The organism is Brucella sp., assembly GCF_032066345.1.
GTDB classification, from domain to species: Bacteria; Pseudomonadota; Alphaproteobacteria; order Rhizobiales; family Rhizobiaceae; genus Brucella; species Brucella pseudogrignonensis.
On sequence record NZ_DAMBKZ010000008.1, the window covers coordinates 29,779 to 42,717 of the forward strand.

The window sequence follows — 12,939 nt, forward strand, 5'->3', positions numbered from 1 at the left end:
TTCGGAACCATCCCGGCGTGCGTGCATTAGCCAATATGCAGGCCGCCGCCATAACTCATGCGACGGCCTTGCTTGTTGTGTTTGATCATGGAGGTTTTGACCCTTTTTATGTGTGGAATTTGCGGAGAAGTCAGGTTCGACGGTGCGACACCGTCGGTTTCGGCAATCTCGAAAATGGCAGACATTCTTGCCCCCAGAGGGCCAGACGCTTCTGGCATCGTTGTGCGTGGCAATGTCGGCTTTGGACACCGGCGATTGAGAATTCTTGATCTGTCGGAGAAATCCCAGCAGCCCATGATCGACGCCGATCTTGGCATAAGCGTTGTCTTCAACGGCTGCATTTACAATTTCCGCGAATTGCGCGCTGAGCTCGAAGCCAAGGGCTACCGCTTCTTTTCTGATGGCGACACAGAAGTCATCATCAAGGCATGGCACGCCTGGGGCGAGGAATGTGTTTCCCGCTTTTACGGCATGTTCGCCTTTGCCATCCATGAGCGCGATACCGGCAGACTGATCTTTGCCCGCGACCGTTTTGGCATCAAACCGCTTTATCTGGCAGAGGTCAGCGGCGCGCTGCGCTTTGCCTCGTCGCTGCCTGCACTTGTGAAGGCTGGCGGTGTCGATACCTCAATCGACCGCGCGGCACTGCATAATTATATGAGCTTCCACGCTGTGGTTCCACCACCGCGCACCATCTATAACGGTGTGCGCAAGCTGCCTGCGGCGACGATCCGTGTTTATCAGGCCAATGGCGAATTTCGTGATCGCATCTATTGGCAGCCGCCGCATAGCCGTCTGGCTGGCGACAGCACTATCAGCCGTGAAGACTGGCAGGAACAGCTCCTCGACATGCTGCGCGTTGCCGTCAAACGCCGCATGATTTCTGACGTGCCGGTTGGCGTTCTTCTGTCAGGTGGTGTGGATTCGAGCCTGATTGTCGGTCTTCTTGCCGAAGCAGGCCAGACCGGCCTCATGAGCTTTTCGGTCGGCTTTGAAGAAGCCAACGGCGAAAAAGGCGACGAGTTCGTCTATTCCGATCTGATTGCAAAACATTTCGGCACCGATCATCACAAGATTTTTGTGCCGAGTTCTGATTTGATGGATGCGCTTCCCGGTACGATTGCCGCCATGTCGGAACCAATGGTTTCCTACGACAATGTCGGCTTTTATCTGCTGTCGAAGGAAGTTTCCAAACATATCAAGGTCGTGCAATCCGGTCAGGGTGCCGATGAGGTCTTTGCGGGCTATCACTGGTATCCGCCACTTGTCGACTCCAATGATGTGGTCAGCGATTATGCCAAGGCATTCTGTGACCGCTCGCATGATGTGCTTAAAACTCAGCTGTCGCCCGACTGGATGACAGATCGCGACTATAGCCGCGAACTCATCGAAGAGCATTTGTTGCGCGATGGTGCTGATACACCCGTTGACCGCGCACTTCGTCTCGACAGCAATATCATGCTGGTCGATGACCCCGTCAAACGCGTCGATAACATGACGATGGCCTGGGGGTTGGAAGCCCGCGTGCCGTTTCTCGACCATGAACTTGTGGAACTTGCAGCGCGTATGCCGCCAGAAGAAAAGCTGCGGGATGGCGGCAAGGGCATTCTGAAGGATGTCGCCCGCAAGGTCGTGCCAAGCGAGGTGATCGACCGCAAGAAGGGTTACTTCCCGGTGCCGCAGCTCAAATATATCGCTGGCCCCTATCTCGACATGCTGCGCGATGCTTTGTCATCGCAGAAGGCACGCGAACGCGGCCTTTTCCAGCGCGATTATCTCGACCGGTTGTTCGCAAATCCTTCCGAACACATCACCCCTTTGCGCGGCTCGGAGCTTTGGCAGGCCGGACTGCTCGAAATGTGGCTTCAAACTCAGGAAGCATGAGGTTGGGAGGCCCAAAATGAAAAAGACAGGTGAGGTTGAAATGACCCGGCAGAAAGCAAGGGGCAGAAATGCTTTCTCGCACAGGCTCACGCGACTGCGCACACCCGAAAGTGCGGGCTTTTATCAGGAGCATCTGCACGGTCACGCGCAGGAAGATGAACGTTCTGCCAACCGCAATATCGTGCTCGACTGCGGTTGGGGGCGGTTGCTTTTCGCACAGACGTTCGAGAGCAATGAAGGGATCATCGAAGCATTGCGCGCTGAGGCTCCTTTAAGCCGTGATATTCTGTTTTATGTCAGCGATCCGCATGTGCTTCTATCGCAGGCACCGCAGGAGATCTTTCTCGATCCCTCGCACACCTACCGGCTTGAGCTGTCCAATTACCGCGCCGGTGGGCGTCGCACACGCGGCATCACCATTCGTCGCGCAGTATCGGAAATTGACGCGGATGGCATCAATGCGGTCTATGCCGCCTGTGGCATGGTCCAGTTGCGGGCTGATTTCTTCTCATCAGAACGCGATAACCGTGCCGTCACCTATTTCGTCGCGCAAGATGATGCGACGGGCGAAATTGTCGGAACAGTTACCGGCATCAATCACCAACGCCTGTTCAATGATCCTGATCAGGGCGGTTCGCTCTGGTGTCTGGCAGTGCATCCGCAGGCACGCCAGCCCGGCATTGGTGAGAAGCTGGTTCGCAAACTGGCCGAGCATTTTCAGGCGCGTGGGCTCAACCATGTCGATCTGTCGGTGCTGTACGATAATGACAATGCAATCCGCCTCTACGAGAAGCTGAAGTTTCGTCGCGTCCCGCTTTTTGCGATCAAACGCAAAAACGCGATCAATGAGAAATTTTTCGCCCAGCCGATCAACTCCCTTGATGCGCTCAATCCTTACGCCCGTCTCATTGTGGACGAAGCGCTGCGTCGCGGCGTGCATGTGGATATCACCGATGCGGAAGGCGGCTTCTTCCGCCTCTCCCATGGCGGACGCTCGATCCATTGCCGCGAAAGCCTGTCTGAAATGACATCCGGTGTCGCCATGTCGATCTGTGACGACAAGGCAGTCACCCGCCGCACCGTCGCAAAAGCCGGTCTGAGCGTGCCTGAGCAAATCGCAGCCGATGCAGATGATGAAACGCTGGAAGCCTTTCTTGCCAAACATCAGAAGCTTGTTGTGAAGCCCGCGCGCGGCGAACAGGGTCGCGGGATTTCTGTCGGTGTCACCACGATGAAAGACTTGCGTGCCGCCATCAAGCAAGCGCGAGAGGTTTGCAATCAGGTGTTGCTCGAAGCCTGTTTTGAAGGTGAAGATCTGCGACTGGTGATTATCGATTACAAGCTGGTTGCCGCCGCGGTGCGTCGTCCACCACGCGTGATCGGCGACGGCAAATCAACGATCAGACGCCTCATCGAAGTTCAATCACGCCGCCGTATGGCTGCAACGGGCGGTGAAAGCCGCATTCCGGTTGATGCCGAGACAAAGCGTTGTCTTGAGCAGCAAGGTCTGATACTAGATGACGTGCTTACAGACAGACGTGAAATTACCGTTCGTAAAGCAGCCAACCTTCATACCGGTGGCACGATCCACGATGTAACGACTATCGTGGAACCGACATTGGTTGATGCTGCGTGCAAGGCAGCACGCGCTATTGATATTCCGGTTGTGGGCATTGATTTCATGGTGAAGTCACCCGAAACACCAGAATATGTGTTCATCGAAGCGAACGAGCGTCCTGGCCTTGCAAATCATGAACCGCAGCCGACAGCTGCGCGTTTTATTGAATGTTTGTTTCCTCAACTGGGAACCAATATTCCATAATGGAAGTTTGTTTTGCACTGAAAGTGCCATTCACAATCCGGTAGCACAAACGTGACATCGGATTGTCGTGGATTTGGTCTATATTGCGACCTTCGCCCAAGATTCATCATTCGTGGAGCAAAATATATGCTGGCAGAAGCCAAAGTAGAACAGCTGGGTATTACGATCGATGTATATCAGCGAGAAGCACGTCACTGGATTGCATCCGGTGTATTCGATGGAAAGCATATTGTTGTAGAAAATGTGACGCAGGGAACTGCGGTAAGTGCGTGGAGAGACTGTGCCCTGGCATTATCAAACCGGGCGGCCTAATTATTTATCTTCAAATTACTGAACTTAATTACTGAGCGGCTTCTGCGATAATTGGTATGGCAGGGGTCTTTTTCTCAAGCGTCATCGTCTTGAGATTACCTGAAAATAGAATGCCGGTGATCGGCAGAACTGGTTCCGCAGGCAGTGCTTCATGGTGGGTGCTGTCTTTTGGAACATGAAGCTTATGCTCGGTGCCGTCATCGGCACCGGACATGATAAGCGATACATTCCCGCGTGCTTCCAGCAATTTTGTCCCGTACAGGAACTCGAAGCTCAGCATCGAAACGAGGAATTTATAGGTTCCATCGCGCACACCACCCTTCATCATGGCGGCGCGATGGACCTCCTCGCCGATTGCTACATCAAGCGGTGGAATACGGGGATCACAAACATAACCAAGCGCGAGCAGTTGGCCGTTATCAACCTCAAAGCGCATTCTGTCTGCACCAAGATCGAGCGCGGAAATTGAAAAGCGGCGGTTGCTATATTGAATTGGCACGCGTCCTAACCGCTTGCAAAGCTGTTCGCCGCTCAGGGCGCGTGCATTGGCGAAATGGTCCGGATCAATAGCAAATGGCAGCGCTTTTGGGCGATGCTGCATAGACAAAGCTGGTTCGAGAACATCAGCGATCAAGTTGGCTACAATGGTCGTTGAAACAGGGCGCGCATAATGACCCTGATCGAGATAGAAAGCCGGATTGCTTACGACATCACGGCCATATTGCTGCATCAGCATCCGCGAAACATCGACAGAAATGGTGCCATACCATTGCGATATGTAATTGATGCCTGCATCAATTGAAGGAACAGAATTCAGGAACGAGCCATTGCGTGCGCCAAATACAAGCGTTGCGACCCGCAGATTTGGATTGCGTTCCAGCGCGTAACGAATGATCCCTTCGTAAAATCGTGCCCAATGGCGAAACGGACGCCGTTCATCACCGTAAACAAAGGCATCATTGATCGCATATTCGATCAGCAGCAGCTCGCAATCCTCGAGCTGTTCAAACTGCTTGAGCTGATAAAGGCCAAGCGCGCTCGTGGTGCCGCCCACGGCAAGATCAGCAACAATGTCCAGCTCCACGCCGCGTTTTGCCATCGTCCCCAGAAGGGTTGGCAAATAGCCGGGCAGCATGACGGTGTTTGAACCACCGATGATTACAGTCTTGAGCTTCATTTCGTCACCGTTGCAGCTTGGCCTGCCGGCGTCAGCGAACCGCAACGCCACACACCGTAAGTGCTTGCATCCCAATCAAAATAATAAGCGGCTGCGATCTGGCCACTATCCATCATCTGACGAAACCGATCGCGCGCCTTCTCAACCAGCTGTTCGCGGTTGTTATCATTGGCCGGGCAGGCTTTGGAGGTATTCGCAAAACCCCATTCTGTGATCCAGCATGGCTTGCCATTGGCACCACCGCAGAAAGACAGCGCACTGGCGATGTGTTTCGCGCGCGCAGCCCGTGAGCCGCTGCTGCCCGGATAAATGTGAATGCCGTAGCCGTCGGCCACATCATTGAGACCATATTTCCTGAGAAGATCCGTAAAGACGGCTGGATCAACGCTGTCTATTCCGCGCCGGTCGGCATCAATGAAAGGAATATCGGACAAACCCGCAGATACAACTTTTGCTTTGGCGCTGTGCTTGGTCTTTGCCAGCTCCGCCCTGACAATGCGCAGTAGATCGACGTATTTTTCTGCACCCTTTTCGACCAAAGGCAGTTCTTCCATCTCATCCAAAGAACGTGCGGTCTTCATCTTTTCCTTGGGTAAAATGGCAAGATCGCCATTATAGGCACCCCAATTGATCTCATTGCCGGGTTCAACAGCAACCAGTGGCACCCCAAGTGCATCAATCTTTTGCAAGGCATCTGCGATCGCCTGCTGAAAGCGATCCGGCGATATATCTGAAAGCCGATACATATCCCAGATGCGCCCGCGACCGGAACGAGGCTTCGTTCCTTCAGGATAGAAATCCGCGTTATTGAGCGAGATTTCGAGCAGGATGGCCAAACCTTTTTCATGAGCAAGACGCACCGCATCGATACTCTGATCCACCGGTCGCGTGAGGGACAGCCGAACTGCCACCACGTCATTATCCACCATCTGATCAAAAATCAGCTCACGCTCTGCTGGCTTGAGCCAGGCCATATTGACCCGGTTGACGCCGAAGCGTGTATCGGCAAGAGCACTTTGAGGCTGGAGAGCCAACGACAAAGCGCCCACAAGCGCTATCATCGCCACCATTTTGCCCGCGATGCTCTTGCAGCTTGGCATCATCTTATCCCGATATCCTTGAGTGCGCCGTTGAAATTGGCTTCACATTCCGAATAGCGATTGATGGCAGCAGGCACATCGATCTTGGAAAGGAAGTCGCGCAGATAGGCCTTCTTCTGCGGCTCACGGTTCCAGATGCTTGCATCAATATGTGGAAAGCCGACGAAGCCGAGCATTTCTCGCATTCGGTCATCGACCGCGATCATCAGTCCCGGAACACCCGACTGCATACCGATGATCGTGCCGTGGAAACGACGGCTTAAACCGAAATCCTGACTGGAAATCCAGCTGCGCCACTTATGCGTATCGAAAAACACCAGCAGCTCGTTTTTGCGCTGCCACTTTTCCATGTGTTTGTAGTCGACAGGTGCGGTGATGCGGCTTGCAGCCTCATCGAAAGCTTGCGCATGATCTTCGCCTGCGATGTTCATATTATAGACGATCACCTCGTCCTGAATGACATAGCTTGCAACACTGTCTTTTTCGAGCAGCGCATGGGCATCGACAATCGTATCGGCCACACTGCCGAGATAGCCGCCGAATGAGATTTTTTGCGCATCCGCAAGGCTCGGATCAGCAAGACGGCTCAGCGATAGCTTCATCTGCTCTGGTCGATAGTAGAGCGAAGGGCAGCCGGTCGGGCGGACATATTTCATGCCCGCATCTTTCAGGAACGCTTCCGTAAAATGCCCGCGTGTGAGGAAGAAACTTTCCTTGCGGCGCAGAATTTCCAAAAACCGGCGCGTGCCTTCCGGCAATTCGGCTTTCAGATTTTCCTTCTTCTGAATGCCGATGCCCATGACGACAATCGGCATGTTCAGCTTTTCAAAGACGAAGGATTCAGTTGTTGCGGCATAACCGGGACGCAAAAGATTTGCCGACGCAAACAGGCAAAGATCAAAGCTTTCATTGAGCTTTGCATAGGTGTCAGGTGAATTGAGGCTGTTGGCCAGATGCCAGAACGGAACATAAGTCACATCATGGCCGCGGACGGCATTGGCAGCGCCTTCACCAATGAGGTAATTGCCAGTATTGGCAATCTTTTTGACCTGGTCGATCACATCTTTTTTGGTGCGGATGGGCTCGAAATAAGGGCGGTGTTTAACACTTGCACCCGAAACGCTTTCGACGGTCCGCATCAAATAGGACGGAATGCCGGTAATCATTATGCGCATGGTGATCCATCTTCGCTTAAATTAAAGAAAATTGCTGGATTTGGATTAGGCGTGAGATGCCCCAATGCCGATGTCTGAAAGCACGCTTCGGAAATTGCGTTCGCGAGCCGAGTATTTTTCAACCACATCAGGGATGTTCATTGCTGCGATATGATCACTCACGAAAGCGCGCCGGTCGTTGGCTGCATTGAGATCACGGGCATCAATCTTTGGCAGACCGGAGAAATTGAGCATTTCACGCATACGGTCATCAACGGCGACCATAAGGCTTGGTACGCCCGCCTGCATGGAAATGATATTTCCGTGGAAGCGACGACCGAATGAGAAGTCCATCGTCGAGCACCAGGCACGCCATTGATTGGTGTCAAGGAAAGCGTGAACGCTGAGCTTCTTCTTGAGATCGCTTGAGCCTTTGTAGGTCAGCGGTCCCACCAGCTCACCAGTCGTTGAATCATAAGCACGGCCATTGGCGTCCGATTCAAGCTGCATATCGAAATGCAAAAGCTCATCCTGAACCACATAGGCTGAACGACCGTCGTCCGAACTCAGCGCATTCATGTCGCCGATGGTTTCAAGTTCTGCACCCATATAGCCTGTGAAAACTGTGCGGCCTTCACCCACTTTGACCTGCGGCAGACGCGTAATGGCCTTGCGCATATTATCGGGACGGAAATAAAGCGACGGGCAACCAACCGGACGCACATAGGAAAAACCTTGGTCGCGAAGATAGCCGGCTGCATTTTCACCGCGGGTAAGGAAATAATGCTCGCGGGATTTAAGCACTTCGAGAAGCTTCTTCGTGCCAGCAGGCAAACCGTCTTCGCCTTCAATATCAGGGCGGTTCTGGATACCAATGCCCAGCATAACCACCGGCATATCGAGCTTGGATAAAACCAGCGCTTCCGCATCTGCCGACAGGCCTTTGCGCAGAAGGTTTGCGCAAGTGAAGACGCAGATATCGAACTCCTTGTTGATCTCCTCGACACCTGTTCCATTGTTCACGCAATTATAGAGATGCCAGAACGGAATATGCTTGGCTGACGGCAGAAGGGCCGTCATTGCGCCCTCGCCGATCAGATAATTTCCGGTATTGGAGATGTTTTTCAGTTCCTGGATAAAATTGTCCCTGGATTCTGAATCCTTCTGCTTTTCCGAATAATAGACCTGCGCTTTGTCTGCGCGATCAATGAGACGTGTCAGATGGCTCGGAATGCCGGTGACAAGAATTCTTGGGTTGGTTGGGCGGCTCATAGGTCGACCTTTCTGGTATAATCAGGCAACTGCACGGCCGGGGAAAACGGCAATCGTGCTGGCATCGTCAGCAACGTCCGGCTGGGAGGACCGGGATTTCGGATAGACCGGGCTTATTTCATTGGCCCAATCGGTAAATTCGGAGAAAGCAGCGCCCCAGGTGCGGTGAGCGGCTGACGCCAATGCGCCTTCAGCCGTACGCATCAGGGCTTCGCGATCCTGCGCAAGAATGGTGAGAATGCGCGTCATATCGGCCACGATCTGCGCATCATTGCCATTGCGGATTAAGATGCCGTCGCGACCATGATTGATCAGCTCATCGACAGCACCCACCGCAGTTGCAACCGGCACACAGCCGAGCTGCTGGGCTTCGGCAATCATCAGCGGTGCGCCTTCCCAGCGCGACGGCATCAAAAGCACATCTGCCCAGGCGAGATGGTTTGCGATATCTCTGCCGTCGAAGACCGGTGGCGAGACCTTCACGCCCGCATCTTTGAGACGCGTCATCCAAGATGCACTTGGATCGTCGGAAAGGATTTCTCCACCGATGGCTTGCGCTTCAAACACAATGCCCTGCTCTTTGAGCTTGACGATTGCGTCATGTAACCGGTCGATCCCCTTTTGGCGATCAAGACGGCCCATATAAAGCATCCGAAACGGCTCACCCTTCCGTATCTGTTTTCGCGCGGCTGTTACCTGCGCGCGCAGCTTTGAATCAATGGAGAAGCTCGCACCATTAGGCACCGAGAATACTTTCTCAAACGGCACGCCAAAGCTGTGCAGATAGATTTTCAACTGATCTGAACAGGTGAGAAAGGCGTCATAAGCGTGTTCGAAGGCAATCGCCGCATAGGGCTGGCCCGCTTGCCTGCGGAAGACGGTTTCGTCCACCACATGCAAATAACAGGCCGTGCGTGTGCCTTCCGAACGCAGCTTGCCCATTAATGGATGCGCTGCCATGACGTGATTGTTGACCACGAGATCGAAACCGGAGAGTTGCCCGCGCAGGATGCCCCAATCAAGCGGATGATCCTCGGTTATGAAATCCTGCCCAAGGAAGCGGTTTGTGTCGCCCCACGCCGGAATACCGTCTTTCCAGAAGTGCAAATAGTCGAAGGATTGATCGAACTCGTCGAGCACATCCATGCGCTCATTGCCAAGCACGAACAGATGCGTTTCAAATCCCTGGTTCTTCAACTCACGACCAGCCGCATAAGCCACCTTCTCTGCTCCCCCAAAGGAGGCATTGGGCACCAGCACTGCAGCCGTCTTCTTTCTTGCGGTGTTATGCGCAAGCGGCAGAACTGGTCCACCGCCCATTTCATCGCGTAACACCTGATACATTTCTGAAAGCGCTGGCAGACGACGCGGACGCCATGTCCAGCGCATGGCGGCACTTTGTTTAAGCGGGCTTGTCGCAATCGATGTCACCAGATTGAGCATCGACTGTTCGGGGCGGGAAAGCGCCCTGCGCTGACGAACGCGCGGAAATGGGAAGCGGACTTTCATGCGCGCCGAGGTGGGCCACAATTGCTGTGTACCCAATGACGCAAACCAATCCAGCGCATCGTTTTCGATGATGTCTTTGATCAGTTTCGTCGAGACGAAAATCAGATCCGCATGGGGCTGGCGCGTGCCGGAAGGCGTGATTTCAGTATCGATACGCCGCTCGTCTTCAACATTGGTCAGTTCGACAAAGACGATATTCGCCTGTTCAGAAAGCCTCTCAAGCCGAGACAGGATGTTTGGCAACAACCGCGACCGCGCCAGAAGCTTCAAAGTTTCGGTGTTGGATGAAGCAAGAAATGGCGGGAAGTGAAAATTATCCGGCTCGGAAACGCTACCCCAAAATGCGCGGATGGCATCATCAAATTTAAGATCAGTCGTGCCAAGGCTAAGATCAGTAAAAAGACTGACTGTTCCCTCGCCTGCACGGATCACGCCATAGCGCGGACATTCCTCATGCTCGAAACCTACAAGCGTCGGGCGACGAAACAGCGCCTTATGTCGTTTGCGGAGAAAGTTGATGGAGCCGGAGCGGTCGCGATTGGCTTCCTTGAAGCGGCTCTCAGCCCGCAGGCGATATTCGAATCCGGTATCATGGCATGGCGTTCCGACGAAACCGGCTTCAATGGCCGAAAGCCAGAATTCCCAGTCTTCAAAACCGTTCTGCCGGTCGTCGTCAAAGCGCACGCCGCTGCGAAACACTTCCGCTGAGATCATCGAGCCGGTATCGCAGATATTGTCAGTAATGCAGTGAATAAGCCGCGAATAGCTATCGCCATAATGCGAGCGCCAATTGACTGAAAACGTGTCGATATTGGTGTAAACCCAACCGGCATTGCTTGCCAGAAGCTTGCGATAAAGCGTGTCGATAGTTTGCGGTTGCACCCGATTATCGGCATCGACGAAATAGACGGCCTTCACATCCGGCATCTCTTCAAGAATATAATCGACCGCGCGGTTGCGTGCGCCACCGGGGCCGGCATTCTCTCCGAAAATGACATGGATATTGGGATGTGCTGCCGCATAAAGCGCCAGACTGTCGAAAACTTCGCGACGCGGATCCCCATCGACGGAGACGACGATCTGGGTACGAAAAACCGTTTCCGAGGCAAGAAGGGTTTCGAGCGCCTCCAGCGCAAGCGCCGCATGGCCATAAAGCGGCATGGCAACGACGATCAAATCTCTCGATCTATCGTACATTCGCAACCTCTTTGGCTAATTCCTGAACGGGGCTTGCGGCTTCGATGTGCTTGACCAGGCGGAAGTTGAAAATCTTCAACCAGGAAAAGTCGACTGAATCACCTGCAGCCTTGCTGAGCACGATCAGATCCATCGTGCGATCAATCGGCTCTTCGAGCATGAAATTGATATCGATTGGACGATTGGGTGCCACTTCCGACCAGCCACTGAACAAGACCTGGGCGCGCCGGCGGTCCATATTGGTGATCGCGTCGATCTCTTCCTTCACGTCGGAAGCGAGATTGACCAGCAGCAAACCCGCCACGCATGGCTGCCCCTCAGGGTGGTCGATCACGGCACGCGCTGAAATCCGGACCGTACCGGGGGCAACAACCCGGCGGATGGCAGCGGCCGTAATACCTTCCTCAAGTGGATGGCAGCCGATTGCATCCTCATGTTCAAGAAACCGCACGGTTGGGAAATCCGGCGTCAGGGGGGTAACGGAAACATTGGCGACATTGCGCAGCAATTCAATCGGCAGGCGATAATCATCAACCTTGCGGCCATTGATGAGCGATGTCGGCACAATTGCGTTGGGCAATGATGCTGGCCGAACGCCCGGAAGCCCCGTAAAAATACGAAGTGCCAGCGGACGCATATCGAGATCGCCATGCGGGATGCGGGCACGAGCCGCATAGCGTTCATTGGCAATCACATTGCCCAACGAGAGTTCTGGTGGCACACCGCCGGTCGCGGAAATTCGCAGGCGCAGGGTCCGGTGGCTACCATCGCAAGCCTTAGGCAGCGAGAAGAAATTCCATTCCGAATGAAGCGTGGCATAAGGCACGAGCCATTCGGCAATGCCTTCGCCATTCTCCAGATAATCGAGCGTTACGATCAGCTGTCCGTTGCGATTGGCAGGCATATCACGGAAATGCAGAGCAAAGCCCGATACGGCATAGCTTGAAACTGGAAAGAGCTGTTCTATTTCCGATTCACGCAGCAAGCGTGCAAAACCTTCATCCTTTGGATCGACCAAAGGCGCATGGCTGAAAATCTCTGTAGAGGAATCCCAGTTGCGGGCGTGAAAGGCATCCTCGATAGCGCGATAGTTTTCGAACATCGTTTCGCGTTCACGACGCAGCATTGCAAGTTCGGCATGCACTTTGCTCACATGGCCGACAAGCCGGTCGAGACCGTTTTCGAGCAGCTGCGATACGAGAAGCGGTATGGTTTCAGGGGACGCCTCATCAACGCGCACGACGGGGACTTCAGGAATGGTGCGCATCCGGTAAAGCTGCTGCAGGACGCCATTGAGTTCTTTTGCGCCCTCATCGGAAGCGGCAACAGCAACGAGTGGAAATGTATTCGCCAGACGCAGACGCTTGCCGTCTCCTTCAACGAAAGCTGTCAGTTCGCCGAGAGAAGTCGATTCCAACGCTTCACGATCACGCATTGAAGCAATGGCATAACGGCGGGTTTTCCGCGCCGAGATCGCTGGAAGTGGTGTGCTCAACATAATCATCCATTGTC

Annotated in this window: 10 protein-coding genes; 3 read left to right on the top strand and 7 right to left on the bottom strand. The window is 53.8% G+C overall.

Annotation, left to right across the window (positions count from 1 at the left end; genetic code table 11):
• Positions 1-26: 26 nt before the first annotated feature.
• Entirely contained in the window at positions 27-185 is a 159-nt protein-coding gene (locus tag RT142_RS11885) for a hypothetical protein (protein ID WP_162699591.1), read from the bottom strand.
• On the opposite strand from RT142_RS11885, the gene RT142_RS11890 reads away from it, so the two are divergent.
• From RT142_RS11890 to RT142_RS11900, 3 genes are all read left to right on the top strand, one after another.
• A complete protein-coding gene (locus RT142_RS11890; protein WP_151563349.1) occupies positions 109-1,884 on the top strand; it encodes an N-acetylglutaminylglutamine amidotransferase in 1,776 nt (591 codons plus the stop codon). The two genes, RT142_RS11885 and RT142_RS11890, sit on opposite strands and share 77 nt — an antisense overlap.
• A gap of 16 nt (positions 1,885-1,900) precedes the next feature.
• The gene (ngg, locus tag RT142_RS11895; RefSeq protein WP_007877278.1) at positions 1,901-3,706 is read left to right on the top strand and encodes an N-acetylglutaminylglutamine synthetase; all 1,806 of its coding nucleotides are present in this window, start codon (positions 1,901-1,903) and stop codon (positions 3,704-3,706) included.
• A 126-nt stretch (positions 3,707-3,832) separates the two neighbouring features.
• A complete protein-coding gene (locus RT142_RS11900; protein WP_007877280.1) occupies positions 3,833-4,018 on the top strand; it encodes a hypothetical protein in 186 nt (61 codons plus the stop codon).
• Between the two features lie 28 nt (positions 4,019-4,046).
• Here the strand turns inward: RT142_RS11900 and RT142_RS11905 are convergent, their stop codons facing one another.
• From RT142_RS11905 to RT142_RS11930, 6 genes are read right to left on the bottom strand one after another with little or no spacing between them, the layout of a single operon-like run.
• Positions 4,047-5,195, bottom strand: a complete 1,149-nt coding sequence (locus RT142_RS11905) for an SGNH/GDSL hydrolase family protein (RefSeq protein ID WP_200638134.1) — start codon at positions 5,193-5,195, stop codon at positions 4,047-4,049.
• Positions 5,192-6,298: a glycoside hydrolase gene (locus RT142_RS11910; RefSeq protein WP_313028752.1), complete on the bottom strand. Its 1,107-nt coding sequence runs from the start codon at positions 6,296-6,298 to the stop codon at positions 5,192-5,194. Before RT142_RS11910 ends, RT142_RS11905 begins: the two co-directional genes overlap by 4 nt.
• The gene (locus tag RT142_RS11915; protein WP_105519262.1) at positions 6,295-7,470 is read right to left on the bottom strand and encodes a polysaccharide pyruvyl transferase family protein; all 1,176 of its coding nucleotides are present in this window, start codon (positions 7,468-7,470) and stop codon (positions 6,295-6,297) included. The genes RT142_RS11910 and RT142_RS11915 overlap by 4 nt, the downstream gene beginning before the upstream one ends.
• A gap of 45 nt (positions 7,471-7,515) precedes the next feature.
• Positions 7,516-8,721, bottom strand: coding sequence for a polysaccharide pyruvyl transferase family protein (locus RT142_RS11920; protein ID WP_079213255.1), 1,206 nt, complete (start codon positions 8,719-8,721; stop codon positions 7,516-7,518).
• A gap of 21 nt (positions 8,722-8,742) precedes the next feature.
• Positions 8,743-11,427, bottom strand: coding sequence for a glycosyltransferase (locus RT142_RS11925; RefSeq protein ID WP_313028754.1), 2,685 nt, complete (start codon positions 11,425-11,427; stop codon positions 8,743-8,745).
• Positions 11,417-12,925 (bottom strand): DUF6212 domain-containing protein, encoded by a 1,509-nt coding sequence (locus RT142_RS11930; protein WP_079213257.1) that lies wholly within the window; start codon positions 12,923-12,925, stop codon positions 11,417-11,419. The genes RT142_RS11925 and RT142_RS11930 overlap by 11 nt, the downstream gene beginning before the upstream one ends.
• Positions 12,926-12,939: the final 14 nt, after the last annotated feature.

Bases quoted from the DNA above. Each gene is read 5' to 3' on its own strand.
- RT142_RS11925 (WP_313028754.1), bottom strand. From the start codon at position 11,427: ATGTACGATAGATCGAGAGATTTGATCGTCGTTGCCATGCCGCTTTAT.
- RT142_RS11885 (WP_162699591.1), bottom strand. From the start codon at position 185: ATGTCTGCCATTTTCGAGATTGCCGAAACCGACGGTGTCGCACCGTCG.
- RT142_RS11930 (WP_079213257.1), bottom strand. From the start codon at position 12,925: ATGTTGAGCACACCACTTCCAGCGATCTCGGCGCGGAAAACCCGCCGT.
- RT142_RS11915 (WP_105519262.1), bottom strand. From the start codon at position 7,470: ATGCGCATAATGATTACCGGCATTCCGTCCTATTTGATGCGGACCGTC.
- RT142_RS11910 (WP_313028752.1), bottom strand. From the start codon at position 6,298: ATGATGCCAAGCTGCAAGAGCATCGCGGGCAAAATGGTGGCGATGATA.
- RT142_RS11890 (WP_151563349.1), top strand. From the start codon at position 109: ATGTGTGGAATTTGCGGAGAAGTCAGGTTCGACGGTGCGACACCGTCG.
- RT142_RS11900 (WP_007877280.1), top strand. From the start codon at position 3,833: ATGCTGGCAGAAGCCAAAGTAGAACAGCTGGGTATTACGATCGATGTA.
- RT142_RS11920 (WP_079213255.1), bottom strand. From the start codon at position 8,721: ATGAGCCGCCCAACCAACCCAAGAATTCTTGTCACCGGCATTCCGAGC.
- RT142_RS11905 (WP_200638134.1), bottom strand. From the start codon at position 5,195: ATGAAGCTCAAGACTGTAATCATCGGTGGTTCAAACACCGTCATGCTG.
- ngg (WP_007877278.1), top strand. From the start codon at position 1,901: ATGAAAAAGACAGGTGAGGTTGAAATGACCCGGCAGAAAGCAAGGGGC.